At 60.8% G+C, this 25,392-nt stretch carries 21 protein-coding genes; 9 read left to right on the top strand and 12 right to left on the bottom strand.

Features of this window, described 5'->3' with window-relative positions; genetic code table 11:
• Positions 1-54: 54 nt before the first annotated feature.
• From AC1EJR_RS17315 to AC1EJR_RS17305, 3 genes are all read left to right on the top strand, one after another.
• Positions 55-1,395 (top strand): DNA methyltransferase, encoded by a 1,341-nt coding sequence (locus AC1EJR_RS17315; protein ID WP_477113448.1) that lies wholly within the window; start codon positions 55-57, stop codon positions 1,393-1,395.
• An 86-nt stretch (positions 1,396-1,481) separates the two neighbouring features.
• Complete coding sequence (locus AC1EJR_RS17310) at positions 1,482-3,968, top strand: sensor histidine kinase (protein WP_477147316.1); 2,487 nt, start codon at positions 1,482-1,484, stop codon at positions 3,966-3,968.
• Entirely contained in the window at positions 3,961-5,757 is a 1,797-nt protein-coding gene (locus tag AC1EJR_RS17305; RefSeq protein ID WP_477147315.1) for a hypothetical protein, read from the top strand. Before AC1EJR_RS17310 ends, AC1EJR_RS17305 begins: the two co-directional genes overlap by 8 nt.
• A gap of 255 nt (positions 5,758-6,012) precedes the next feature.
• Here AC1EJR_RS17305 and AC1EJR_RS17300 read toward each other — a convergent pair whose 3' ends face one another.
• Positions 6,013-6,291: an antitoxin VbhA family protein gene (locus tag AC1EJR_RS17300; protein WP_477113445.1), complete on the bottom strand. Its 279-nt coding sequence runs from the start codon at positions 6,289-6,291 to the stop codon at positions 6,013-6,015.
• Positions 6,292-6,767: 476 nt separating this feature from the next.
• On the opposite strand from AC1EJR_RS17300, the gene AC1EJR_RS17295 reads away from it, so the two are divergent.
• From AC1EJR_RS17295 to AC1EJR_RS17285, 3 genes are all read left to right on the top strand, one after another.
• Complete coding sequence (locus AC1EJR_RS17295; protein WP_477113444.1) at positions 6,768-7,211, top strand: hypothetical protein; 444 nt, start codon at positions 6,768-6,770, stop codon at positions 7,209-7,211.
• A 678-nt stretch (positions 7,212-7,889) separates the two neighbouring features.
• Complete coding sequence (locus tag AC1EJR_RS17290; protein WP_477113443.1) at positions 7,890-8,753, top strand: hypothetical protein; 864 nt, start codon at positions 7,890-7,892, stop codon at positions 8,751-8,753.
• Positions 8,754-8,755: 2 nt separating this feature from the next.
• Positions 8,756-10,966, top strand: coding sequence for a UvrD-helicase domain-containing protein (locus tag AC1EJR_RS17285; protein WP_477113442.1), 2,211 nt, complete (start codon positions 8,756-8,758; stop codon positions 10,964-10,966).
• 871 nt (positions 10,967-11,837) lie between these two features.
• On the opposite strand, the gene mobC is transcribed toward AC1EJR_RS17285, so the two are convergent.
• Both mobC and AC1EJR_RS17275 read right to left on the bottom strand, forming a co-directional pair.
• Positions 11,838-12,374, bottom strand: a complete 537-nt coding sequence (gene mobC / locus AC1EJR_RS17280; protein WP_477113441.1) for a plasmid mobilization relaxosome protein MobC — start codon at positions 12,372-12,374, stop codon at positions 11,838-11,840.
• 669 nt (positions 12,375-13,043) lie between these two features.
• The gene (locus AC1EJR_RS17275; protein ID WP_477113440.1) at positions 13,044-13,961 is read right to left on the bottom strand and encodes a replication initiator protein A; all 918 of its coding nucleotides are present in this window, start codon (positions 13,959-13,961) and stop codon (positions 13,044-13,046) included.
• Positions 13,962-15,129: 1,168 nt separating this feature from the next.
• Between AC1EJR_RS17275 and AC1EJR_RS17270 the strand changes: the two genes are divergently transcribed.
• The gene (locus AC1EJR_RS17270; protein ID WP_092300410.1) at positions 15,130-16,167 is read left to right on the top strand and encodes a cation diffusion facilitator family transporter; all 1,038 of its coding nucleotides are present in this window, start codon (positions 15,130-15,132) and stop codon (positions 16,165-16,167) included.
• On the opposite strand, the gene AC1EJR_RS17265 is transcribed toward AC1EJR_RS17270, so the two are convergent.
• The 4 genes from AC1EJR_RS17265 to AC1EJR_RS17250 all read right to left on the bottom strand — a co-directional run bounded on the left by AC1EJR_RS17265 (position 16,069) and on the right by AC1EJR_RS17250 (position 19,542).
• Entirely contained in the window at positions 16,069-16,698 is a 630-nt protein-coding gene (locus AC1EJR_RS17265; protein ID WP_092300131.1) for a LysE family translocator, read from the bottom strand. The genes AC1EJR_RS17270 and AC1EJR_RS17265 overlap by 99 nt on opposite strands.
• A gap of 408 nt (positions 16,699-17,106) precedes the next feature.
• Entirely contained in the window at positions 17,107-17,733 is a 627-nt protein-coding gene (locus tag AC1EJR_RS17260) for a DNA-3-methyladenine glycosylase I (protein ID WP_477147314.1), read from the bottom strand.
• A 175-nt stretch (positions 17,734-17,908) separates the two neighbouring features.
• The gene (locus AC1EJR_RS17255; RefSeq protein WP_477147313.1) at positions 17,909-19,219 is read right to left on the bottom strand and encodes an MFS transporter; all 1,311 of its coding nucleotides are present in this window, start codon (positions 19,217-19,219) and stop codon (positions 17,909-17,911) included.
• Positions 19,220-19,266: 47 nt separating this feature from the next.
• Positions 19,267-19,542, bottom strand: a complete 276-nt coding sequence (locus tag AC1EJR_RS17250) for a hypothetical protein (RefSeq protein ID WP_369823533.1) — start codon at positions 19,540-19,542, stop codon at positions 19,267-19,269.
• 314 nt (positions 19,543-19,856) lie between these two features.
• Here AC1EJR_RS17250 and AC1EJR_RS17245 point away from each other — a divergent pair, with 314 nt between their 5' ends.
• Positions 19,857-20,741 carry a dioxygenase family protein gene (locus AC1EJR_RS17245; RefSeq protein WP_477113439.1) on the top strand — a complete coding sequence of 295 codons (885 nt, stop codon included), beginning with the start codon at positions 19,857-19,859 and terminating at the stop codon, positions 20,739-20,741.
• Positions 20,742-20,753: 12 nt separating this feature from the next.
• Here the strand turns inward: AC1EJR_RS17245 and AC1EJR_RS17240 are convergent, their stop codons facing one another.
• The 5 genes from AC1EJR_RS17240 to AC1EJR_RS17220 all read right to left on the bottom strand — a co-directional run bounded on the left by AC1EJR_RS17240 (position 20,754) and on the right by AC1EJR_RS17220 (position 24,487).
• Complete coding sequence (locus AC1EJR_RS17240; RefSeq protein WP_477147312.1) at positions 20,754-21,905, bottom strand: MFS transporter; 1,152 nt, start codon at positions 21,903-21,905, stop codon at positions 20,754-20,756.
• The gene (locus AC1EJR_RS17235) at positions 21,902-23,143 is read right to left on the bottom strand and encodes an MFS transporter (protein WP_441645382.1); all 1,242 of its coding nucleotides are present in this window, start codon (positions 23,141-23,143) and stop codon (positions 21,902-21,904) included. Before AC1EJR_RS17235 ends, AC1EJR_RS17240 begins: the two co-directional genes overlap by 4 nt.
• A gap of 101 nt (positions 23,144-23,244) precedes the next feature.
• Positions 23,245-23,670: a VOC family protein gene (locus AC1EJR_RS17230; RefSeq protein ID WP_441593538.1), complete on the bottom strand. Its 426-nt coding sequence runs from the start codon at positions 23,668-23,670 to the stop codon at positions 23,245-23,247.
• Positions 23,671-23,686: 16 nt separating this feature from the next.
• The gene (locus AC1EJR_RS17225; RefSeq protein WP_092300112.1) at positions 23,687-24,037 is read right to left on the bottom strand and encodes a GFA family protein; all 351 of its coding nucleotides are present in this window, start codon (positions 24,035-24,037) and stop codon (positions 23,687-23,689) included.
• A gap of 30 nt (positions 24,038-24,067) precedes the next feature.
• Positions 24,068-24,487, bottom strand: a complete 420-nt coding sequence (locus AC1EJR_RS17220; RefSeq protein ID WP_092300109.1) for a GNAT family acetyltransferase — start codon at positions 24,485-24,487, stop codon at positions 24,068-24,070.
• A 115-nt stretch (positions 24,488-24,602) separates the two neighbouring features.
• On the opposite strand from AC1EJR_RS17220, the gene AC1EJR_RS17215 reads away from it, so the two are divergent.
• A complete protein-coding gene (locus AC1EJR_RS17215) occupies positions 24,603-25,373 on the top strand; it encodes a DeoR/GlpR family DNA-binding transcription regulator (RefSeq protein WP_092300106.1) in 771 nt (256 codons plus the stop codon).
• The last annotated feature ends 19 nt before the right edge of the window (positions 25,374-25,392 follow it).

Below are 25,392 nucleotides of genomic sequence, written 5' to 3'. Positions count from 1 at the left end.
TGTGCTTAATACTGGCTATATTCCTGGCCTGTCAGATGGTCAACAGAAACATACATGTTAGAAAGCTATACGGACGACCTGCTGCTACACGAGTTGGAACAAGCCCAGGGGGCCGAAGATAGTGATTTCTGGTCATTCAGGAAGACGGCACAGAGGCGAGGGGCACATGCTCTAGTACATTACCCCGCCATGATGGTTCCTGATCTCCAGGGAACGATCCTCAGGGCGATTCACGCCGCTTCACCAAACTCCCAAACGGTGTTAGACCCGTTTGTAGGGTCGGGTACCGTTCTGGTCGAGGCGATGCAGCTCGGTTTTGATTTTTGCGGAGTTGATATTAATCCGCTGGCAGGCTTGGCCTGTTTGGCAAAGGCCGGGCCCTATTTCGTGGCGGCGTTCCACGATAAAGCCGCTTCCCTGGAGGCTGCCATTGCAGCCGATCGAAAAGTACATATCGCACGTAATTTCCCGGGGCGAGACAAGTGGTTTGACGTCGATGTTGCATTCGAGCTTGAAAAAATAAACTATCACATTCGTCGAGAGCCGTCCCAGTGGGCTCGTCGCCTATTCTGGCTGGCCTTATGCAGAGTCGTCAGAGCAAAATGTAATTCACGTATTTCTACCTATAAGCTTCATATAAAAAAGCCCGTAGAAAACCCGGCAAATGAAATTTCTGTCGCCCAGTCCTTCTCTGATGCTATTAGTTTATTCGCTTCGAGTCTTGAGGCTCAGCGTGAAAAATTTCTTGAGAGCCAAGTGCTTTCGCGAGGGCGGTATATTCGCGACGTMGACATTCATATAGCCAGCAATAAAGAGTGGGGACGAGAGAGACAAAATCCCGGTTTCGATATTGTAATGACATCACCTCCGTATGGTGATAACGCTACGACCATCCCGTACGGGCAATTCGCGTATCTTCCGCTTCACTGGATAGATTTAGATGACGTAGATGATAATTTAGATCTGTCGTTACTAAAAAATACACACGCAACTGACTCGGCGAGCCTTGGTGGGTCAATTAAAAGAGCATCTGAAAAATTCGATGAGCTTTCGGATCTGCTGCCAGCAGCTCGGCGATTCGCTGCAGCAATAAATAAAAGTAAGAGCGGAAAGGCAAGATTTGCTGCCTTCTTTCATGATCTTATGCTCTCGGTAAACGCGATAAGCGCTAGAACCGCCCCAAATGGCTATCACGCATGGACAACTGGGAATCGCCGAATATCCGGCCTGCTCGCACCGATGGATGAGATGCTTGCCGAAATGCTCGAGCTGAACGGCATAGATGTGGTGGGACGGATTCGAAGAAATATCCATTATAAAAAAATGGCTAAACGCAACGATTCCACCGAGACAATGACCTCTGAGGTGATTGTCCTGGGAAAAAAGAGGGCATAAATAAAATGCTGACTTCGCCTTCCAACGATGCTGGATCGTCAGATAAAGATCGGTCGTCTACTCCACATTTGAGCATATCATCGCACGTGGTTGTCCAACTTGGATTGGAGTTGGTAACCGATGTCGAGCAAGCACTGCTTGAGCTCGCAAAGAATGCCTATGATGCAGACTCGCCTGAATGTGAAATAACAGTAGAGCCGGACTGGATGCCGTCGGACGGCGATCCGATATCCTCCCATCTGAATATCTTCAGCAAAGCAAATTCCGATAATCAGGTGCCGGTGGGCCGCGTCCTCGTACGTGATTACGGATTGGGTCTCTCACCGGATGCCGTAACGCACGGTTGGCTTAGGATTAGCGCCTCATTGAAAAGGGTTACGGCTGCAGGTGCAAAACAGAAGACCCCCAAGGGGCGAACACCAGTTGGTGATAAGGGTCTGGGCCGGCTTGCTACCATGAAAATTGGAAACATTCTACGCCTCAAGACTTCCCAGGATGGGGAGCGGCAGTGGCGCACCATTTCCTTTTCCTGGTCCGATTTCACCCCGGATCGGACATTAGAGCAGGTTCAAGTAGTAGAGGGAACAGAGGCCAAAAGCGAAGACGACGAAGCTGGCACCATCATTGAAATTATCGGCCTTCATGATCGCGAACGCTGGACAAATATCGCCAATTTTGAACGTGAGCTAATTCCGAATCTCTCTTCATTGATAAGTCCTTTTCGCACGCAAGACAATTTCAAGATTGCAATAAAAGTCGGTCGCACCACGTACGAGCTCGATACGCTAGAGGAAGACGTTTTGAATCTTGCTTCAGCAAGATTTGAATTTAAATGGGATGGTAAGACGCTAAGCCAAAACGCTTGGGTAGCCCCGTCCTTATTTAGAGGMTCTACTAGTCCCGTTGATCAGAAGAAGTATGAMATTGCGTTTAATCAGGTCAACAGAGAAAATCTATTGAAGTTCCTGTGCGAGCGTCCACGGCTCAGGGGGCGAAATGCAAGTGCTTCAGTACCGGCTCCGTGGCTACTTCAATTTGATCAGGAAAGCTCCTTTGAAAAATTCCCTGCCGATCGCCAGTTTCCTGGCGCTGTAGATCCCGGTCCCTTCGAGGGAACTATCCACTACTTCCTATTTAATAAGTCCACGAAAGAAAAACTGCAGCAAACTGGGGTCAGCGTACCTCAACTCCAGGCTATGGCGAATATTGCGATTTATCGGGACGGTTTTAAAATACGTGCACAGCGCGATTGGCTGAGACTATCGGACAGCGCGACTTCGGGCGGCTCCTATTATGAGTTGCGTCCGAGTAACACGATTGGCTTCTTTGCGCTGACAAATGAATTAAACCACGGGCTAGTCGAAAAATCGGATCGCGAAGGGTTCGTCGATAATTCGGAGCTAAGGGGATTCATGGCTCTTACCCATCGCTGCAAAGATTACGCCAACTCGATTCTGGAGGCTACTCGTAGAAGTGTGAACGAATTCATCACCACGGTTGTTTCGCAAGATGACGTCCCACCTTCCGCCGAGAAATTAGTCCGCAGACTCACAGAGGTTGATAAAACGTCAAAACAAAATCTCGAGCATGCAAAACAGACTCTCTCCAGTGCTTTATCCGGGCTCGATCACGTTAAATCAACCCTAGCAACTACTGGTAGAGTTTCTGCCTCGAATGAGGGTCCTTCCCTAACGACACTGCTCGGGAATGCGACCGGTGACCTCGATCGTGCTGCGGGCGCTATTGTGGCGATTGAAAATTCGCTGAAGGAATATGGTGCCACAAGCAATGCATTACAGCTCGTTCAGCGTGATGATTCGGAGATCGCGACACGACTGCTTGAGGCTGCGGCAGTCGGCCTTTCTGCAAGATCGCTGGCTCATGAACTGCATTTCTATGTAAATCAATTGCGTGGTGCAATTGAAACTCTGAATCAGAGAAATCGAGAACTGAAGGATGCCGTAATTCGTGGTGCGATTCGTCAACTTACGAGCACTACGAGGGAGCTCACAAAGACTGTAGCCGCCATCGATCCGCTTTTGCCCGGTAGCCGTAGTCTAAAGGAGAAGCTTTCGGTTCGGCATTTACTAGAGGAGTATGTGGCCTCCCGTGAGGCGTCAGCTGCATCAGCAGAAGTAAGAATATCTTATGTGCCCGAGGAGGGCGCTGACGACCTGAATATCCATTTTAGTCGATCACGCTTCCTTCAAATAGTCGAAAATCTCTACAATAATAGTTTTTATTGGCTTAGGAAGGGTCCGCTGCCAGACAAAACCGTTCGGGAGATATTAGTTCGGTCTGGCCCTCATGGGTTCTCCTGGGCAGACTCGGGGCCTGGTATTAGTCCGACATTGGAGGCTTCCATCTTCGAGCCCTTCGTATCGGGAAAGCTACTTGGCGAGGGCCAGGGTTTAGGTCTACATATTGTCGCGACGTTTCTTGAGGTTGAGCGATGCTCCATTTCTCTTAGTGACGAGCGAAACCCACTTGGGCGCAGATATGTGTTTGTCATTGATCTGAGACCGGTGTCGACTAGTCATAAACAGCCTACATTATTTAAAAATAATGGATAAATTCAGAGAATTGATGCGACGGCTAAAAATCAAAGCCGTTTATTGGGTCGACGATGAAAATTCGGTGCCGGCTGAACAAGATTCGGAGCGCCTAATATCCGCGTTCGCCGATGCATTTGTCGCCGGAGACGAGGCTGAGCGCAAAACGTCGCTCGCCACGCTGTTGAAAAGTGACAGCATGCGCGATGTAGGGCAGCAGATACAGAGAATTGGAAAGTCGGATGATGATGATCTAGCTAAGACTGAGCGAGTCATCGCCGAACTGCGGAAATTTTTGGGAACGGTGACCGACCCCAAGGCTATTTTGCTGGAAATGCTCCAGAAACTACCTGGTCCTTTATCTCCTCAGGAAAAGGAAGAGCTCACAAAGCTATTCCGTGAGACAGATGATCTGCCTTGGAGCTGGGCGGCCCTATCATTTTCGAGTTGGAACAACGCATACAAGAACATTCTTAACCGGCACTCGGTCGACGAAGCCGCTCTTCTTATTGTCGATCTTCAGAACGGGAGAGAGGCGACGAGCTTGGACGGCTATGAAGTACTAAAGCAGGTGGCAATGGCTGGCGTGAGTAGGCTGTCTTGCCACGTTATCGTCCTTACTTCGGCATGCTCAAGCAAAGAAGAGTTCCGGAGTGGCCGAAAATTAACAGAAGACATATTTGACGGAGCCCAAGACAAGCGGGTTCCTGTGTTTGTCGTATCAAAATCTCGTTTCTCGGACGAGCAAAATGGGGACGCCATGGTAAGCGCGTTTGCCAACGTCCTTGCCAGAGCGGATCTTTCACTCCTGCACTTGCAKCTGTCGAGAGAGGTACACGATCATCTTGTCAGCTCTTTGGACATCGCCGCGAATGCGTTAGATCGACTGACCATAGAGGAACTGATGTTTGCAGTTACGCATACCTCTACGGAAGAGGGAGTGCCCGAAATTGAAACGCTTGCGCGCATAACGGCAATAGCTCAACGTGAGGCGTTTCAGAGGGCAATCGTGGAGAGTGCATCTCTGCGGCAGACCTTGATTGAGCTGCGGAATGCCGAGATTTCGATTGACCGCAGTCATTTATCTKATGACAGACAGATCATTCAACTGCGATTCGCGGAGCTGTACGACAAACCGGAGGCCGTAAATGGGCTCTTCAGCGCCATAGCTCCCGGTGATCTCTACTCCGTAAGACAGATGCAAAGTAAGCCTACTGGTGAAGGCGGATTGCCCGACGACGCGGTGGAGGCACGTGAGGACATATATGTACTGGTCGCCAACGCTTGTGACCTTATGCTGCGCCCGACTGGCGAACGCAATCTTGCCGTTGGAATCCTCCTCAGACTCAATGAGGGGGCATCCAAAAGCCCATTTTCCTTCGAACTGCCACACCTAGATCTCATCCCGCTCAGCGGTTCATCTGTCAAGAGTTTAGATCTCCGGCAATTTGTTGCCGTCCCGCTGGAGCTGCTTGATTTGTGTTGGACGAGTTCTGACGGCACTTGCTCTTGGAGTAATGCGGAGCCGGACGGCCTTTTGCCAAAGCTGATAAAGTCGCAGCGCGAGAGATACAATATATTGTTAGAATATTTTTCCGGTGCCAAAAGGGAAGACCTTTCAGCGCTAGCATTTCCATTGGCTGCATCTTGTGAGATTGTAGTCGAGGGAGACGAGCGTGTAGCTCGAGCAACTTTCGGGGTACGCCGTGTCGGGAGACTCTCCTATGCGCACGCGTCACAGTTAGTTCATCGTTTCGCCGGCGCATTCGGACGCCCCTCTGCTGAACATGATTTCGCGAAACACAAGTAGGGATAAGAAAGAATATCTCCAAGTTTCTTGTTTATTTACCTAACCCAGGACTCGGATGCAAATCAACAGGGGAGCATCCAGACGGGATGCGCACCAAAAGTGGTCAGAGAGGGCCCGACATTTCAATCACACAGTATCGCGGCATCGGAGCAAAATGCGTTATTCCTGACACAATGGAAATCGCCCTTGATTTCCGCGATACCGATAGCGAATATCCTCTCGCATCGCCCTCCAACGGCGGTACGGCGCATAATTCTAGGGGGACATTTTGTTCGGCGGATTATTTTCATCAGCGTCGTAAATAGCCTTGATCGCTGCAACGTGCTCATCCCCAGTCAACTCGCCTTCGACAAATTGTCGATTTATTTTCTCGACCTCCGGGGACAACACAAAGCCCTCGAAGCGCACACTACCACGTGCGTAGTCAACGGCTGCCTTGCGACGAGCGCGCTCTTGGTCATCTATCTGGGACGCCGGCTTTCGCAGCGCGGAGTCAGGGTCAGCCTTAGGAGGCCCATTTTTACGGCTCTTCATCACTGCATCCTATCAGTAGAGGATCGCTCTCGGTCTCCACGACTCGCAATGCAGTCGGAGCACCCGCTCCCCTAGTGGGGTATCCGCCAGAACCATCAAGCGCTCGCCCGGTGGATGGTGCGACGCTTCTGGCGATTGCTGTTTTTGTCATTGACTTCGATTTACTCCCTGTCCACTTGCAGAATCAGGTCATGCCTGCCGGTTGTCGGCGATCACATGGGGACGGACGCGGCCTGGTCGTTGGCACGCGCTTGCTTCATCCATTTGTGCCACAAAGGCGGCCCAAATGCCTATCCTGCCCTAAAATTAACCCGCCTACTTAGCAGTGCGATCTACAGGACATTTCCAGTGCAACTTTCGTGCTTTGCCGGCGCAAATTTCGTGCACTTATAGTCCATTTTCAGTGCGCTAAACGTTGACAATAGTGCGTTATTAGTGCACTAAGAATGCTTTTTCAACTCTAGTGCGTTATTTCGATGGACAAAAAGACCGTTGCTGAATGCCTCGTCGCGCTGGCTTCCGACGATAAGAAACGATCAAAGGCCGCCCGCTTGCGGGACGTGATTGATGAAGTTGAAGCGACCTTGGCCGCTGGCGTTTCGCGCTCGGCTGTGATCGAGGAACTAGCCAGGCATGGCCTGGAAATGACCCCATACACCTTTGATTCAACGTTACGCCGGATTCGCCAAAAACGCGGCAAACCGTCGATCGCTCAGGCAAATCTAGTCGGGCACCCTGCCCGGCCAGCGTCGCCCGTGGAAGCCGCCTCGATTGTGGAACCCCCTACCGATGCCGGATTATCGGCAGGTGTCCCGTCGCACAATCCAGCGGACATTGATCGCATCATAGGCAGCAAGCCTGACCTCGATGCCTTGGCAAAACTGACGAAAATGAAACATAAGCGAATGTCGTTGTCGTGAACTTCTCGGGCAGCGTTGACATTGACGCGAAGGCAGTGAGGGCCTGGAAATGACGTTGCCAATTTAGGGGACAGGATCAGCACAGCGTGCGTCCATCATTCAGACATCTGAGTACAAGGTCCACAGACATACGAGCTTGCGTGAGCTATTTTTTAACGTGAATTCATCCCCCTCGCGTCAATGAGTCAGATATTGACGCCCGCAGATTGGCATGGTGGGCATTCTGGTAGTCTTTCCTGCACCATGGAGTGACACGGGGTAGTCCGTATCTGTTTCGAAAACGGGGGCCACTGTCCGCGCATGGCGCGCCGCACAACGAGCGGTATCCGTGTCGTGCGCAGCGCTGAAATTTGGTTCATCGCCGATTTGCGGGGAGGCCGTGGGCGTCACAGTACACCTCAGCCGTTCGCCATCTCGAAGTCAGCGACCAGTATGGCTCGCCGGCGGCTACCGAKAGCAACGCGTTGCAATTGCGGCTGTACGAGGTACTGCCGCCGTCGGTCTTTCACGCAGCGCGTCGAGCCGCGCCAGCKACCGCTTCTCTGCTGTTCGAACTCACCTCAGCGCAAGACTTGCTCATCGCTCGGTCTTGTGCCCAGGCCGCAACATGGGTGAGTCGCCATCATGTAACATTCTGGGTGCACATGGGCACCACTGCCCCATCCAGAGACAAGATGCATGACGGGCTTTTTCACGCAGATCGAAGACACAGAAGAGGTGCGCCAAGGYGACATCATCCGCAAGCTCAATCCCAAGACCGGCGAAGCAGAGAAGCTGGGAATCGTGATCACGGCCGATTGCGATATCGCCCAAAGGAAAGCCGGTGAACGCTACACCTGGTTGGAAATCGTGCCCATGGCAGCCTATATCGAAGGCCCCTGGGCGCAGGAGCAGTTGCGCAAGCTATCCGAGAAGCGTTCCAAGGCGATATGCGAGCATCTCAATAGCCAGATCCGCAAACTGCAACCGGGCCTTGCGGCACTGACACATGAGTCACTGGTGCAGTGGCTGCGCAGCAAGACTGCCGAAGAAATCCTGGCGAGCGCCACCGGCAAGGCGCCAACCGCAGATGGCAAGCCGCTGCGCGACCTCCAGGGCTTCGCGCTCACGGTGAGCGCCGACGAAACCCAGAGCGCTTTCAGCCGTTTGAAAGCCGCCTGGACACTCTTCGGCGTCGAAGAGAAGAACCAGCAGGAAAGCGTGCGCAATGCCTTAAAGGACGGCGGCGGCTTCCAGGACTATTTCGTGCTTCCGGAGCTGCCCCGACAGACCGGTCTCGGCTTTGTGGTGATGCTGCGCTCGATGTGGACCATCATGGCCTCCGACCTGTATCTCACCGAGCAGGACGCGCGCATCCATGACCGCCCGGATGCTTTCCATCGCCTGGGGCGCCTCAACGACGGCATCCGCTTCTCGATCACTCAAAAGCTGGCATTCCTGTTCTCGCGCATCGGCATGCCCAAGACTTTCGAATCCGCCTGCGAAACAGCGGCCGAACTCACGGTCGAGGAATTTTTCAAGAAAAACGTGCAGGAGGCATGACCATGACGACAACCGTATCCGCCCTCGTCATTGACCAGAAGGCCATCAGCATCCTGGACCGGGCATTCGTAGAGGATGCCTGGCTGCAGAAATTCGAAGTGCCGCAGAACACCGATGGCCTGCGCCGTGTGGAATCGAAAGACATCGTCTACCTGCTGTCCGAGGATGCCGACCTGGATGATGGCTACCTGGTAATCAACACTGCCGTGTTCGCCCCTGCGGCCGGGCTTGCCAAGCCACGCACGGCCTTCGAGCGGGTGATCCGCGTGGCGTTGCGCCACTTCGACCGCAGCATTGCGATTCCCATCCAGTGGCAGCCGTATCACAGCGGCTCCCGGCTTTCGGTTTTCGCACAGCCCTCCCGAGACGCCCAGCAACGGGTCTACTTCGACCAATCGCCCGATGGCACCGGCAATCTCTACGCGTTTGCTGTCACTAGCAACCCAGAAGACCTGGATGGAGTGCCGGAGGACAATGCGCTGTATCAGCGCGCGATAGAAGGCATCTGCGATGCCCTGCTGGCGGACCCTCCGGCCGCCCCCCCCGTCGGCAACTTCGGCGTCCTGCTGTCGGAGCCATTGGGCGTCCGGCTGGCGAGTGCGGGGACATTGCAGGAGTGGTACGAGCAGCGCCTGAACCGCGAGCAACGCGTATTTGTCGATCGGCCGCATGACCGGCCCGTGCGGCTACGTGGCGCCGCCGGCACCGGCAAGACGCAATCGATGGTGGTGAAGTGCCTGCGCGATCTGTACGCCGACGCGGACGGCGACAAAACCTTCGCATTCCTGACCCACAGCTCGGCATTGGCCCATACGGTCGTGCGGGGCATGCTCCACGCACTGGACCCCACGGAACGCTGGACATCGTTGAAGACGCCCTCCGGGCAACCCAGGCTGTGGATCGGCACCATCTACGAGCTGGCGCAAGAGAAGCTGGGCTACGAGAAAAAGGGCCTGAGGCCCTTGTCGCTGGACGGCCGTGATGGACGCGAATACCAGCGGATCCTCATCGCGCAGGCCATCGACCAGGTTGTGAAGGATCCTCGTATCGTGCTGGACCTGTTCCCCGGCTGTCCGGATTTTCAGGAGCGCCTGAAGAATCGCGGCGAAGACGCCTCGCTCATTGACGAGCTCATGAACGAGTTTGCCTGTGTGCTGGACCTGGAAGCCATCAGAAAGGACACCCAAGAGGCCCACCGCTATGCGCGTGGCTCCAGGGAGCCCTGGCAGATGGTTCTGCCAAGCGAAGCCCACCTCCGCGTGGTCCTGGAGATCCACGACATCTACCGGGCGCTGCTGCGGGCGGCGAAGATGCTGAGCATGGACCAGATGATCGCGGACTTCGACGGCTACCTCGGCACGCACGAGTGGGGGGCCTTGCGCGAGCGCGATGGATTTGACCTAGTGTTCGTCGACGAATATCACTACTTTACCCGCGCCGAGGCCATGTTGCTCCACAACCTGTTCAAGACGCGGGCGCAGGTCGGCGGCCGCTGGCCCTTGCTCATGGCCTACGACATCAAGCAAGGCACCAACGACGTCGCCTTCAGCGGCGGGATGGAGAAATTCCGCAACCCGGGCGTCGGCGAATCCGTGCTGACTGAACTCAAGCAGGTCTATCGCTCGACGCCTCAGATCACTGCGTTCCTGCGCGACCTCGACGCTTCTTTCCCGGCCATGGACCTGGAGGGCGAGTACGCGACTTACGTGGCCGAGTCGCAGCAGGACGACGGCGAAACGCCGACCCTGACCGTCTACGAAACCGACATCAGCCTGGTCGACAGCGTCTTTGAGCAGGCCACCCGCATGGCGCGCGACATCGATGGTGGCGGCAGCCAGGTGGCGGTGCTGTGCCTGAACGAGGCGCTGTTCGACAAGATCCACGTCGCCGGCCGCGTTCGGGAAAAATTCGTGCCGATCACCACCCGCGAAGACCTCAAGGAGCTGCGCTACGCCAAGAGCAAATGCGTCTTCAGCATGCCGGAATTTGTGGCGGGGCTGCAGTTCCACACCGTGTTCCTCATTCATGCGGATAGTGCGGACTACGACGAAGACCAGGGTCAGGGCACGCGCCGGCGCTATGTGTCGCGCGTCTACCTCGGCGCCAGCCGGGCCGCGCGCATGATCCTGCTGTCGAGCTCCAAGGAACACGGCGGGCCCAGCCAATTGTTGGCCGCGCCGCTGGCCAACAGCACCCTGCGGCGCGTTAGCTGAACCCAGCCGCACTGCAGCAAGACGACGTCAAGGCCTGCCGGGACACCCGCCGGGTGCCGTCAGGCAGCCAATGCACTGGCGCTGGCCCCAGGCAGCCCCGGGCGAAGCCCGGTGCCCTCGGCACGAGTTAGCGCCAAGATGCGGACTATAGCGACCCACGCAGGGAGCCCGCTGTGGCGGAGATCCTTCGGCTCAAGCAGCGGCCTTCGGCAATGGACAGTTGCTCAACTGCGGCCGCATCGCACAGGCTTTGCCGTGGATACAGCCGGCTGCTCGTGATCGTGAAACCGTACGCAGCTTCTTTGGTGAGCGCCTCGCGGGAATCATGGAGGGGCCCGTTCAAGGGCTGTCAGAGCCCTCCACCACCCATGACTCTGTCACTGGGACGGTTGTTCGAGCGTAGACAGGACGACGCCCTGGATGCGCATTAGGGGAAGAAAGCTTCACGACCTGCGGTGGGGGCGCGCCGCCATMCCAATGTCGCAGTGCCAGCCGCGCATCGCGACCTACCGGCGGCCTTTGTTCAGACTGCAAGGCGACCGGCCGGCCGCGCAAGGAAGGTCGGTCATGTGAACGTCAGCTCTACGGCATCCGAATCAGCACGGCGGATGTCTCTTCAGGGTCGGCAGCGCCAGTTGGCGCCGCACGCCTATGTGGTGCGTCCGGCTGCTCCTGGCCGAACTCGGCCATCGGCAGGCATTCCGGCGTCCCGGTCGTCACAGGCGGTAGGAGGCGGGGCCGGTCGATCTGAGCGGGGTGACGGTCATTGCCATGGACGAGTTTGCCATCCAGAAGGGGCATGACGACATGCGTAGGCTCGTTTTCGCGTCCGCGAAAATCTCTATCTGGCGCGATACGTAATTTTGCTCAGTCATTCGATATCGGCATCCCATGCCCGATTGCTGGCGCGTACCAGGTTGCGGATGGCTTGGCGATCGCTGGCGATCACAGTGGTCAGTTCGGCTAGCTTGTCGAGCCGACCCCGCTCGATATCGGGGAACGCCTCGTTCAAGTTCCGCGCGATTTGGTTGATATTACGACCAATGGCTGCCAACTCGCGATTCGCGGCCAGGACGGCCGAAATCTCTGCCTCGGTGAATACGGGGAGCCCGGTGACATTGGATTGCACAAGCGATGCAATCCAACGGCTTGGAGCCATTCCGAAGATCCTCGCTCGGCCCTTGACGGCGTCGAGGAGAAAGGATGGCAATCGCACCGTAACTCGCTGGATGCTGGTGTTCCCATGGCTGGGTGTTGCGGATACGGTCAATCTGTGGCCGATCTCAGCCATGACCACGGCCCTTAGCAGTTGCGATTCTGTCATCCGACGCGCTCTGGCGCGTTGGATGAAGGCGCCCTTGATCTCAGGTTCCACACGGGCTTTTAGTTCTCTTTTCAGCGCAGTCATCAGCAGTCAATCGACGGTAAGTGGTTAAGGACGGCCTGTAACGCAGCGATGCCCTACCAAGCATTGGGTGCGCTGTGTTTGGTCGAACATAGGCCCCAGATCCTCCAGTTTCCTTAGCTGGAGGCGGTGTCAAGGGCGACACCGGAAGCCGCATGCGGAGMGCAGGGCGGAGCCCCGAGCACCGAACGGGAGAGGATGCCTGCGAAGCGAACCCTTGATGCCGGCGGAAGCCACACAGAGCCTCTCGGCAAGGGATCAGGTCAAGGGCAGAGCCCGCAGCGCCTGTTCCCACTGCCAGTTCGGCAAGGACGGACGCGGGGTGCAGCCGGAGGGGCTGCCCAAGCCCGAAGGGCGCGGAGGATGGCTTATGGGGCCCCAATTGTCGGGAGGGGGAGCCGCGCAGCGGGGGAACCCTGTAGGGGTGCTCCGGGCGCAGCGCAGCAAAGCCGTTTCCCGCGTTAAAGACTTTAAATAAAGTTAATCCGCGCGCGCGCGTTACAGATTCCTGGAATCCGCACCAGCGCTGTCTTTGCGAGGTGATGATGTGGGCAAAGGCACGAGGCGCTAAGTGTGTGAAGGCACGTGTCAATTCACAGAGTGGCGTGGGTGACCGCACGTGCCAATCCACAGATTGCCCGTGCTTATCCACAGCGAGTCGGACACGTGCTTTCACACACGCCCTCCCTTCCTGGCAGCCCCGTCCCTAGCCTTTAGGAGTTCACCTATCCTTGCTTTGACCCCTTTCGGTCCACGGGCATAGAACGTCATGATGTCGCGCTCCCGGTTGAACGTCATGTCGTAGTCGGGAAGCTCGTTGCTTTCAGCCAGTTCCTTCATCAGGCGCCGAAATTCCCGCAAACTAGCGGTGCTACCTGCCTTGGTGCGTAATAGAGCCAAGGATATGCACCATTTGGGCTGAGCTCCACAATGTTTGCGCGCCAGTTCATAGATGCGTCGGTCCAACGGTCTACGCAGCCGGAAGTAATCGCGGCTAAGGGTTAGCACTTGCTTGGCCTTCACTGATCGATACAGCCACTCAGGCAATACCACCGACACAGCTACCATGCGGTCGTCGCTTGCGCTGCGCTCGATAATACGGAAGGCTTCGATCAGCCCGAAGCCGGTTTTCTCGCGAATGCCGTTCGTCTTGACGTTGGTGACGATCCGCGAGCCAGCGAGTCGTTCTAGTGTGTCGCCAAGCCTCTCGTAACTGCGGCCGCTTGTGCCGCGATTGGTGGTGCTCAGAAAGTCGTAGGCGGTGAAATGGACTGTGCGACCTGCATCGTTGCGGCCTCGGTTCAGCGCCTCTACCATCTGACTGATGCAATAGATCCAAACGTCCTTGTCGTGGATGGTTGCCAGCCCCTTCGCGCCAGGTTGCACCTCGATGCTCTGGCCGTTGTGTTCGTAGCGTCGAATTCGCCTGTCACCGGCCTTKAGCGCAAACAAGGGGTGCTCCATCGACGCGATGTCGCCCTTGGGCGCGGCGTCTAGAATGTCAGCGACGAAGAAATCCCGCTGAGGATGTCGATCGGGTAGTAAGCGGCCGCCAGCGGTTTGCTGGCTGGACACTGCTTCGAAGGGCATGACTTACCCTCGGAGTGGCAGTGCGCTATCCTTTCCCGCTATCGGGGTACTCGCCAACACCTTGGCTTGCTGCTGAACCTTTGTCGGGCGGCCGCGCTTTGGTCGCCTGTTCGCCGGATGGCTGGGATCGACTGCGCATAAGCCGTCAATGTAGGTCGCCACATCGACTAGACGGAAGGCTCGTTTGCTACCGATCTTGAATGAGGGGATGGGGTACCGACCCTGACTGATTGCATTGCGAATCGTCTGCTCGGTCTCGCTAGTGATTTCACTCACTTGGCGAACCGACAATGTGGGCGGGTAAATCGGAGTTAGGTACTCAAGAAAAGTAATATCTGCCAAGGCCACGGCGGAACACCTCTTAGTGTGGCCGCGAGCACTATCATGTGCCCACAGCCGCGTCCGAGAGGTGTGATCCGGTGTCTGCCAATCCCCAATATCAGGACTTGGCTCACGGCTGTTCGCTGCATTTTCCGAAACGCTGGCTTCCACTGGGCTAGCGTCCCCATCGGGCGCCCCTTGTCTCAGCAGCAGAAGATCTCGTACGCTCCTGCCGTAGCGTTTCTCCACGGGCGCTACCCCGCGCTGTTCGTCCACTCGCTCTTGCACGCCCTATCCACACTTTTTAAGGCAAGCTCAGCCGTCATGCTMGCTTTCAAGGCCTCCGGGTGCGCGCCCCATGACGGACTTCTTCAAGGCGTGCACCGGACCTCAGGCCGATCCGGTGAGGCGATTATACTTGCGCGTAACCATGTGCTGTCAACGAGGTTTTGTCGATCTTGCGGCCTGCAATTCTTGTCCAAATTCTGTCCAAGGGCAGCGCAAGTTCTTCTGGTACAGTGGCGAATACTTCGGCATAACTCGACATACCGGAAAGAGCCTAAGTGCTTGATGCTGTTGGACACTCTTCGCGTAATTCGCTTTGGAATCATGGGCTTCTGTGCGTCAAAATGGGATTCGCAATGCAGAGGTCGGGAGTTCGATCCTCCTTCGGTCCACCAGGATTTGTCTTACGAAACAACGCACTACGTCGAGAGATGTGGTGCGTTGTTTTGCTTTGGGGGATTCTGAATCGCTAGAATCCCAATGCGTCCGTGCGTCCGCATCGTTGAGATTCGCCATCCGGTCGTTCGCCGAATCGCAGAGCGTATAGTTTCCTCCCATGCACATGCCCAAATCCCCGGAACACACAGCGCCAGGCATCGGCAACGCCGCCACCGACCCCGCCGCCCGCGCCCAGGCCGGCCGGCGTAGCACCCTTGTCAGCGTGGCCGTCAATGTGGTCCTGACCATCGCGCAGGGGTTTATCGGCGTGGTGGCGGGTTCCCAGGCGCTGGTGGCGGACGCCATTCACTCCCTTTCCGATCTGGTTTCGGATTTCCTCGTGTTGTTCGCCGGGCATCACGGCAGCAAGGATCCGGATACCGATCACCCGTACGGGCATCAGCGCTTCGAGACCGCGGCGTCGCTGGCGCTGGGGGCCATCCTGCTGGCGGTGGGGGTGGGCATGCTCTGGGCGGCCATCGGCAAGATCCAGCATCCCGAAGGGGTGCAGCCGGTGAAGGCGATTGCGCTATGGGTGGCCATCGCCACGCTGATCTTCAAGGAACTGCTGTTCCGCTACATGCTCCGCGTGGCGGAGCGCGTGCGCTCGAGCATGCTGGTGGCCAATGCCTGGCATGCGCGGTCCGATGCGGCGTCGTCGCTGGTGGTGGCGCTCGGCATCGGCGGGAATCTGCTCGGTTATCACATCCTGGACCCCGTGGCGGCCATCGTCGTCGGGCTGGTGGTGGCGCGCATGGGGCTGCAGTTCGGCTGGACGGCCCTGAGCGACCTGATGGACCGCGCCGCCGATGACGACGTGGTGGCCGCCCTGCGCGCCGCCATGCTCGACACCCCCGGGGTGCTCGGCCTGCACGACCTCAAGACGCGCAAGATGGGGGATATGGTGCTGGTTGATGTCCACCTGGAGATCCGCGCCGACCTGACCGTGGAGCGCGGTCACGCCATCGCTACCGAGGCCCGCCGCCGCGCCATGCTGCGCGACGATGTCCTTAACGTGATGACCCACGTGGACCCGGTGCCGGCCCCGGACCCGGCCCCCTCGTCAGCGCAGGTCGCTGCGGCGGTAGAGGCTCAGGCCGACCGCCAGGAAGGCGAGCATGCCGGCGCAGCTCCGGTTGATCCACTGCACGGCGCGCGCTGACAGCGTGCGCATGGCGTGGCGTCCGCCGTACGCGTAGATCGACATCATCAGGATGTCCATCAGCGCGGCGATGACCGCCAGGATCGTGTATTGCAGCGCCACCGGCTTGTCCGCGTGGACGAACTGCGGCACGAAGGCCGAGGTAAACAGCAGCGTCTTGGGGTTGGAGAGCGCCACGAATAGCGCCCGGAAGAACGCCGCCCGGCCGCTGGCCGAGGCCGCGCCGGAGGTGGCCACCAGCGCCTGCGTTGGCGCGCGCCACATCCCCCACGCCAGGTAGAGCAGGTAGGCGGCGCCCATCCACTTGATGATGGTGAACCACTGCTCGGACGCCAGCAGCAAGGCGCCCAGCCCGCAGCCGACCGCGCCGATCAGGATCAGGTCGGCCAGCGCCGCGCCGGCGATGCCGCAGGCGGCCACCCGCATGCCCCGCGTGGCGCCGTTGCTCAGCGCGAGCAGCATGGTCGGGCCGGGCGTGACCATCACGGCGGCGACCGCAATCAGGTAGAGAAAGAGGGTAGTGGCATCCATCGCGGGGGCTCCTTCGGCAGCGAACCGCCAGTGTGCCCCGATCCCTGCCCGCATGCACGGGCCCTGTGGACATCTTCGCTACGCCTTGGGGACAACCACATGGATTGCCTGTGGCCTGCCTGGGGGCCGCATGTGGGCGGTATACGGATATCTCGGCGGCGTGGCGGGGGATGAAACCGGGCGCGAGGCGGTTGTCCACGTATACGCGGTGCGCCGCCCCTAGGGTTGTCTTTTTTCCAAGCCCCTGACGGGAAAGGGAAAAACCGGCTTATCAACGGCCAGGGGCGACGTTTACCTACTACTACTATTTATGTATACGTAAACAATATCTGTATACGTATACGCACCGTTGCCGAAACAGAAAAGCGCTGTGGATGGATCGGCTTCCAGCCAGCCTTCCGGCGAGGATCAGCGCGGCACCTTGAAGGCCTTGCGGGCCTTCAGCACCTCGGCGCGGGTCGCACAGCCTTCGAAATGATCGTTGACCAGGCCCATGGCCTGCATCAGCGCATACATCGTGGTCGGGCCGACGAACTTCCAGCCGCGCTTCTTCAGGTCCTTCGAGAGCGCCACGGACTCCGGCGACGTCGTCATCTCGCGCAGCACGGCCGGCGTGACTTTCTTCGGCCGCGACTTCGGGTCCGGCTCGAACTTCCAGAAATAGGCCGCCAGCGAGGGTTCGGTCTTCAGCAGATCCTGCGCGCGCTGGGCGTTGTGGATGGCGGCCTCGATCTTGCCCYGATGGCGGATGATGCCGGCGTCGCCCAGCAGCCGCTCCACGTCGCGCTCCGTAAACCGGGCGACCTTGTCGATCTCGAAATTGGCGAACGCCTTGCGAAAATTCTCACGTTTGCGCAGGATCGTCAGCCAGCTCAGCCCGGACTGGAAGCCCTCCAGGCACAGTTTCTCGAACAGGCGCCGATCGTTATCGACCGGGAAACCCCATTCGTGGTCGTGGTAGTGGCAATAATCCTCGATCGTCCCGCACCAGCTGCAGCGTACCCGGGGCTGCGAGGCGGTCTCTGTCGATGTCATGCGTGAAGCTCCTGATGGGGTGGACGGCGCGCGCTGGCGCTTTGGCTGGGATCATGCCCGCACCTGCGGATTTGCGGAAGCCGGAATCGGACATGTAAAGCGGACACAAAAAGCGGACACAAAAAAGGCCAACCCGAGGGTTGGCCTTCTGACTTTCTACGACCCTGCAGCGCGCTCAGGCGAGCCGCTTGCCCGTGCGGTCGTGCATGAACGCCAGCGCCACGATGCTGATCATCGCGGCGGCAATCACGTAGTAGGCCGGCGCAAGCTTGTTTTGCGTCGACGTGATCAGCCACGTCACGATCAGGGGGGCGAAGCCGCCGAAGATCGTCACGGCGAAGTTATAGGCCAGCGAGAGGCCGGTGGAACGCACCTYGGTCGGKAACTGCTCGGCCAGCACGGCCGGGGCCGGGCCGGTGAACGCGGCCAGCAGGATGCCCAGCACGATCTGCACCTGGAGCAGCGTGGCCGTGGTCGGCGACACGTTGAGCCAGTGGAACAGCGGGTAGGCCAGCGCGCCGATGGCCACCGCCACCACGGTCAGCATGCGCTTGCGGCCGACGCGGTCGGACAGCATGCCCATCAGCGGGCACAGCACCAGGATGATGGCGCCGCAGATCGCGGTCGACTGGAACGTCGCGCCCAGCGGCAGGCCGAGCTGCTGCTTGGCGTACGACGGCATGTAGAACACCAGCACGTAGGTGCAGACCGTCCAGAGGATGGTCACGCCCAGGCCGGCCAGTACTTCGCGCGGATGGTCGCGCAGCACCTGCGAGAGCGGCGAGAACTTCACATTGTTCTTGCGACGTTCGGCCTGGCGCGCCTCGAACTCGGGCGGCTCTTCCAAATGCGAGCGGATGTACATGCCCACGGGCCCGATCAGCAGCCCGAACAGGAACGGAATGCGCCAGCCCCAGGCATCGATCTGCTCCGGGCTCAGGCCATTGGTCACCAGCGCACCCATCGCCGCGCCGAGCATGAACGAGATGCCCTGGCTGGCCTGCTGCCAGCTGGCATAGGCGCCGCGCTCCTCGTCCGGTGCGTGCTCGATCAGGAACGCCGTGGCGCCCMCGACCTCGCCGCCGGCCGAGAAGCCCTGGATCAGCCGCGCCACCACGATCAGCGCCGGGGCCCAGAGGCCGATGCTGTCGTAAGTGGGCGCCAGGCCGATGATGGCCGTGCCGAGCGCCATCAGCAGGATGGTCAGCGTCAGCGCCGCCTTGCGGCCGACACGGTCGGCGTAGACGCCGAGCACGATGGCGCCCACGGGCCGCATGAAGAAGCCCACGCCGAAGGTGGCTACGGTCAGCAGGAACGAGGTGAGGTCGTCGCCGGTGGGGAAGAACAGCTTGGCGATGATGACCGCGAAGAAGCTGTAGACGGTGAAATCGAACCATTCCAGGCCGTTGCCGATGGTCGCGGCGAGGATCGCGCGTCGTCGGGTGGCTTTGGACAGGTCATTGGCAGTGGCAGCTGTGACGGACATTACACTTTTCTATGACGGTGAAAACAGCCGCCATCTTAAGCGAATCCTTACATTTGCCGGGTTTGCGTGTGCGGTTGGGAGGGATCAGGTACCGCCGTGACGGCGTCATTCTGCGCCGGCGGGGCCGGTTTCTTGCGCGTGAACCACAGCCAGAGCGCGCTGGCGATCCAGCCGGTGACGAAGACGGTGTCGCCGGCGTGGTTGAACAGTGCGGGGGCCAGCGGCGTGCCGAAGACGGCGGCCAGGGTGTCCGCCGGCAGCCGCGCCACGATCCACAACACCACGGCGGGCCCGCTGCCATAGACGCCCGGCTGCCACCACAGCGCGTGGGGCAGGGCGTGAAGGGGAGCGTGGGGCTTGAACACGATGTTCGCCGGTGGGCCGGTCCGAGGCAGCTTGGGGAGGCGATCCGGGGATCGCAGGCTTTTCGCCATCATAGGCCCAATCGCCATATGCCTGCCGTCAGGCGCGGGCCTACGCTGTCGGCCTGTGTGCGCTATCCAACGCGGTGGCGAGGCGGGTGTGACGCGCACGGTCCCATGTTCAGAAAATTTGCACGAGGTATCCGCAATCCGGGTGCGCCGGCGACGGCCATTGTTGCCAAACTTCATGCAGTTGGACAAAAGGATTGAAGGCCATGAGCACGCTTCCCGCCATTTATGTGTCACACGGATCGCCGATGCTGGCGATCGACCCCGGCCCCACGGGCGCCGCATTCGATGCGCTGGGCGAACGCCTGCGCGCGCGCCAGCCCAAGGCGGTGCTGGTGATCTCGGCACACTGGATCTACAGCACGCTGGTCGTCGGCACGCGCACGCGCCAGGAGGCGTGGCACGACTTCGGCGGCTTTCCGCGCGAGTTGTACGCGCTCCGCTACGACGCCCCCGGCGCCCCGGACGTGGCGGCCCGGGTCAAGGCGCTGGTCGAAGCCGCCGGCGTGGAAGGCGTCTGCTACGTGGCCGAGGACGCCGATCGTCCGCTCGACCACGGCGCCTGGATGCCGATGCGTCACTTTTTCCCGGACGCCGACCTGCCGGTCCTGCAGCTTGCGCTGAACCCGTACCTGAGCCCCGCCACGCAGATCGAAATCGGCCGTGCGCTGGCACCGTTGCGCGATGAAGGCGTGATCGTGATCGGCTCGGGCAGCTTCACGCATAACCTGCAGGAAGTGTTCGGGGGCGGGCGCAAGGCCCAGCACGGTCCGGAGACCGAGCCCTATGTCGACGCATTCCGCGATTGGATGAAAGACGCGCTGGACGAGGCGCTGGCCACCGGCGATACCAGCCGGATTGCCGGCTACCGGGACAACGCGCCATTCGCCCGCCGCGCGCACCCGACCGACGAGCACCTGCTGCCGTTCTTCGTGGCGCTGGGCGCGGCGCTCGGCCCGGCATCCAAGGCCGATGGGCAGGCCCAGGTGGACCGCATCGCGGACGAGGTCACCTATGGCGTGCTTGCCATGGACACCTTCGTGTTCGAGGGGCAGGGCGCGGGCAGCGCCCCCGCTCGGCAGGCCGCCTGATCTTCCTTCGGGCTAGCGCGGCGTGAGATACCGCCGCGCGGCGCGCGCCCCGAATAGCGCGATCACCCCCATCGTCACCGCCACCACGGCCAGCCCGAAGCGCAGGTTGGCCAGGTGCGCCACCCCGCCGATCAGCACCGGCCCCAGCAGCAATCCCACATAGGCGAAGCGCGCCACGCGCGCGATGCCCTCGGCAGCGGTCACGCCGGGCAGGCGCGACGCCGCCACGAAGAAGATCGGCACCATATTGGCCGCGCCCAGCCCCATCAKGCTGAAGCCGATGAGCGTCGGCACCGGCCACGGCGCCGCGATGGCCAGCGCGATGCCGGCAAAGCCGAGCCAGGCGCTGCCGGTCAGCGTGCGGGCATCGCCAAAGCGCGCGCGCAGCAGGTCGCCGCCGAAGCGCCCACAGGCCATGCCGCCCGAGAACGTGGCGTACCCGAAGCTGATCCAGCCGAGCGGGGCTTCCGCCACATCGCKCATATAGACCGCCGTCCAGTCGTACATCGCCCCTTCGCCGACCAGCCCGAGGAACGCCATCAGCCCAAGCAGCCAGAGCGCGCGGGAAGCGTGCGCGCGATGGTGATGGTCGGTCGTCGGCATGGCCGGATGATCGGCCAGCAGCCCGCCCGCGACGCCCACGGCGGTCAGCGCCGTCATGGCCGCGATCATCGCCGCATGGGCCAGCGGCGGCACGCCCAGCGTCAGCATCAGTCCGCCGAATGCCGCCCCGGCCATGCCGCCGAGGCTGAACATGCCGTGCAGGGCCGACATCACGGGCCGGGGGCGGCTGGCCTCCACCGTGGCGGCCTGCGCGTTCATCGACACGTCGAACGCGGCGTTGGCCATGCCGAAGAGGAGCAGCATCGGCAGCAGCAGCGTGAAGGCAGGCATGGCGAGGATGCCGAGCGTGCAGAGCGCGAACGCCACGCCGCCCAGCATCGAGGCCCGCCCGCTGCCCAGCCGCGCCACCCAGCGGCCGACCGGGCCCATCGCCAGGATGGCGCCGCCGGCCACGGCCAGCATGGCGAAGGAGAGCATGGCGTCCGATAGCCCGAAGCGCGCCTTGATGGTCGGGATGTGGACGCCCCAGGTGGCGAAGGTGGCGCCGTTGACGAAGAACAGCGCCATGGTGCCGCGCGTGGCGCGGGAGACATCGCTCATGCGGCGGCCTCCGGGCGCAGCAGCCCGCGCTTGTGCAGGGCGAAGCCGAACGCCAGCAGCGCGCCCACGGCCAGCGCCACCATCACCCACAGCATCAGCCAGTAACCGCCGGCGGCGCGCCACAGCAGCGCGCCGAACCACGGCGCGGCGGCCTGCATGATCAGGACCGGCGTCATCATCAGCCCGTTCAGCGTGGCGTAGTGGTGGCGGGAGATCAGCTCGGGCATGGCCATCGCGCGCAGCATGGTGTTGACGCCATTGGCGCAGCCATAGAGCACGGCGGCCAGCATCAGCCAGTAGCCGTGGCCGAGCGCGAAGCAGAGCAGCCCGGCACCCATCAGGCAGTAGACCGGCATCGACAGCCGCACCGGGTGGTGGATCGGCAGGCGCGCCATGGCCAGCCGGCCGGCCACCTGCGCGGGGCCGATCAGCGCCGCCACGATGAGCTGCTGTCCCACCGGCATGCCCTTCTCGGTCAGCATCGGGATCAGGTGCGCGCCGAGCAGCGAGGCGACTACGGCCGTCGCCGTGAAGGCCAGCACCACGGCCCAGAACACGGGCTGGCGCAGCGTCAGCCGCGCGATGCCGGGCCCGCCGGCGCCGGCAAGTGGCCCGCCAGCCTGCGCGGACGCGTAGGTGGCATGCGCCGTGTAGCGCAGCCGCGCATGCAGGGGCGCGCAGACGAACAGGTTCAGCGCGGCGAAGATCACCAGCGTGCCGCGCCAGCCCAGGTGCAGTACCAGCCACTGGCCGAGCGGGATAAAGATCGTGCTGGCGAAGCCGGCCAGCAGCGTCACGTGGACGATCGGCTTCTGGTAGCCATCGCCATACGCCTGGCGCAGCACCACGAAGGCGGGTTCATAGAGCGTGGACGCCATGGCCAGCCCGAGCGGAATCCACATCAGCAGGAACATCGTCGGCGAGGGCGACCACGCCCACAGCAACAGGCCGATGGCCGCCAGCACGGAGCCGCATCCCATCACGTTGCGCGCCGGCACGCGGTCCAGCAGCCGGCCCACGGCGAACGAGCACAGCGCCCAGACCAGCAGCCCGAGCGAGAACCCGCCGGCCAGGAACGGCTTGCCGAGGCCCAGCGACTGGTGCATCGGGTCGATGAAGACCGTGAACGTGAAATAGAGCGTGCCCCAGCTGATGATCTCGGTCAGGCCGAGCGTCCAGACGATATGGCGGGGCGGGGGCGCAGCGGTGGGTACGGCGGGGGCGTCGATGGTGGTCATGGCGCGCCCGGCGCAGGGCGGGGGCGCGCCGGTGGCGATGCGATGGATGAAGCGGGAATTGTATCGGCGTGACGGGCGAATGCCTACGTCAGTGCACTTGCTCAGGGACTGCCATCGCCGGGCAGGTTGGGCGGGCCTTTCAGTTCGACGGTGTTGCCGTCCGGGTCCTTCACATAGATCGACGGACCGGTGCCTTCGGCCCCGTAGCGCTGTTCGACCGGCCCGGTATCGACGTAATGAATGCGCAGATGCTCAAATATCGCCTCCGCATCGAACGGATCGATACGCAGGCAGAAATGGTCGAGGTTGCGGCCCTCTGCCCCCGGCCCCGCGCCGCCGGCCCGGCCGATCGGGCCGTCCAGCGAAACGAGGTCGATCAGCCCGTTGCCGGCGCGGAGCTGCGTCAGGCCGATGGCGGTCTGCTCAAGCTCCAGGGTGCAGCCGAGCACATCGATATAGAACCGCACGAGGCGCGGCACGTTGGCGGTGCGCAGTACGAGGTGGTCGATGCCGGCGATGCGGAGCATGGGCGGTCAGCCAGGATCAGGCGTGGAGGCCGTCGTACTCGATGACCTTGAGGCTGCCCAGATCGACGTTATCCACACAGCGCACGTTCACGGCGGCGGTGGGATTGCCCTTCGGGTCGGTCGCCTCGGCGTAAGGGCCGCAGCCGCAGACCGGGCAGAAGCGATGCGCGATCTTCATCGTGTTGAAGCGGTAGGTGGTGGCGTGCTCGTCCGGCGTCTTGAGCCGGAACTGCGCCTTGGGCACGAACCAGAGCAGATGCCCGCGCCGGCGGCAGATGGTGCAGTTGCACTGCAGCACCTGCGTGATCTCGCCATCCGCCTCGAAGGCGACGCGGCCGCAGTGGCAGCTTCCTTGATACGTGGTCATGGGGTCTCCTTGTCGGGGTCTTCCGCCCGATCACTGGTCCGGAATCAGCCGCTTGCCCAGGCTGACGGCCGCATCCCGGCCATAGCCGAGCTTCGCGTAGAACGCCATCACGGCGTCGTTGCCTTCGCGCACCTGCAGGTTGATCTTGGGGCAGCCGCGCTCGATCAGCAGCGCCTCGGCGCGCGCCATCAGCATACGCCCATAGCCGCGCCCCTGGCAGGCGGGCGCGACGGCGAGGTAGTAGACCCAGCCGCGATGCCCGTCGAAGCCGATCATCGCCGTGGCCACCACGTGGGCATCGACCTCGCCGACGAGGAACAGCTCGGGCTGCTCGGTCAGCTTGCGCGCGATGTCGCGGTGGGGATCGTTCCAGGGGCGGGTCAGGCCGCAGGCTTGCCACAGGGCAACCACGGTGGATTCGTCGGCGGGGCGGTAGGGGCGGATCTGCATGAGCGGAAGTAGAGAACAGGGGAAGACAGGGTGAACCCCAGTGTACCGAAAGCGACAGTCATCTACCCGACACACTTCCGGTTTAAATTTTCATTCGAACATCTAACATGATCGAATGAGCCTAACTCCGCGACAACGTGAAATCCTCGACTGGCTGCGCGATGCCAGCGAACTCAGCACCGACCAGCTTGCCGATCGCTTCCAGGTCAGCACGCAGACGATCCGGCGTGACATCAACGACCTGAGCGAACAGGGCCTGGTGCGGCGGCTGCATGGCGGGCTGAGCCTGCCGGCGGGCCAGCGCAACCTCAGTTTTTTGCAGCGCAGCACGGCGCAGATCGAACGCAAGCGGCGCATCGCCCATGCGGCCATCGCACTCGTGCCGGACAACGCCACGCTGTTCCTCGGCTACGGCACCACGGTGGCCGAGTTCGCGCGCGCGTTGCCGGCCGACCGGCCGCTGCGCGTGGTCACCAACAATCTGGACGCCGTGCACGCGCTGGCCGAGAAGCCCGCCATCGAGACCTGGGTGGCCGGCGGCCGGCTGCGTCCCGGTGACCGCGACGTGATGGGCAGCGCCACGCTCGACTTCATCCGCCGCTTTCGCGCGCATCTGTCGATCTGCGGCGCGGGCGCGGTGGATGCCGACGGCAGCCTGTTCGAGTTCCACCCGGACGAGGCGGAGTTCACCCAGGTGCTGTTCGCCAACAGCCACGTCCGCGCGGTGCTGGCCGACAGCAGCAAGTTCCTGCGCGACGCGCCCTGCCGCGTGGCCACGCTCGCCCAGATCGACCATTTCTTCACCGATGAGGAAGCCCGCACCGACGCTGGCGCGGACCTGCCCGCGCTGTGCGAACGCGCGGGTGTCTCGCTTCATATCTGCTGACGCAATCGACGACCCATAC

It is taken from the genome of Cupriavidus sp. 05T42, assembly GCF_056396345.1.
The sequence above is the reverse complement of the archived record's forward strand: the minus strand, read 5'-3'. Positions and strand labels throughout refer to the sequence as shown.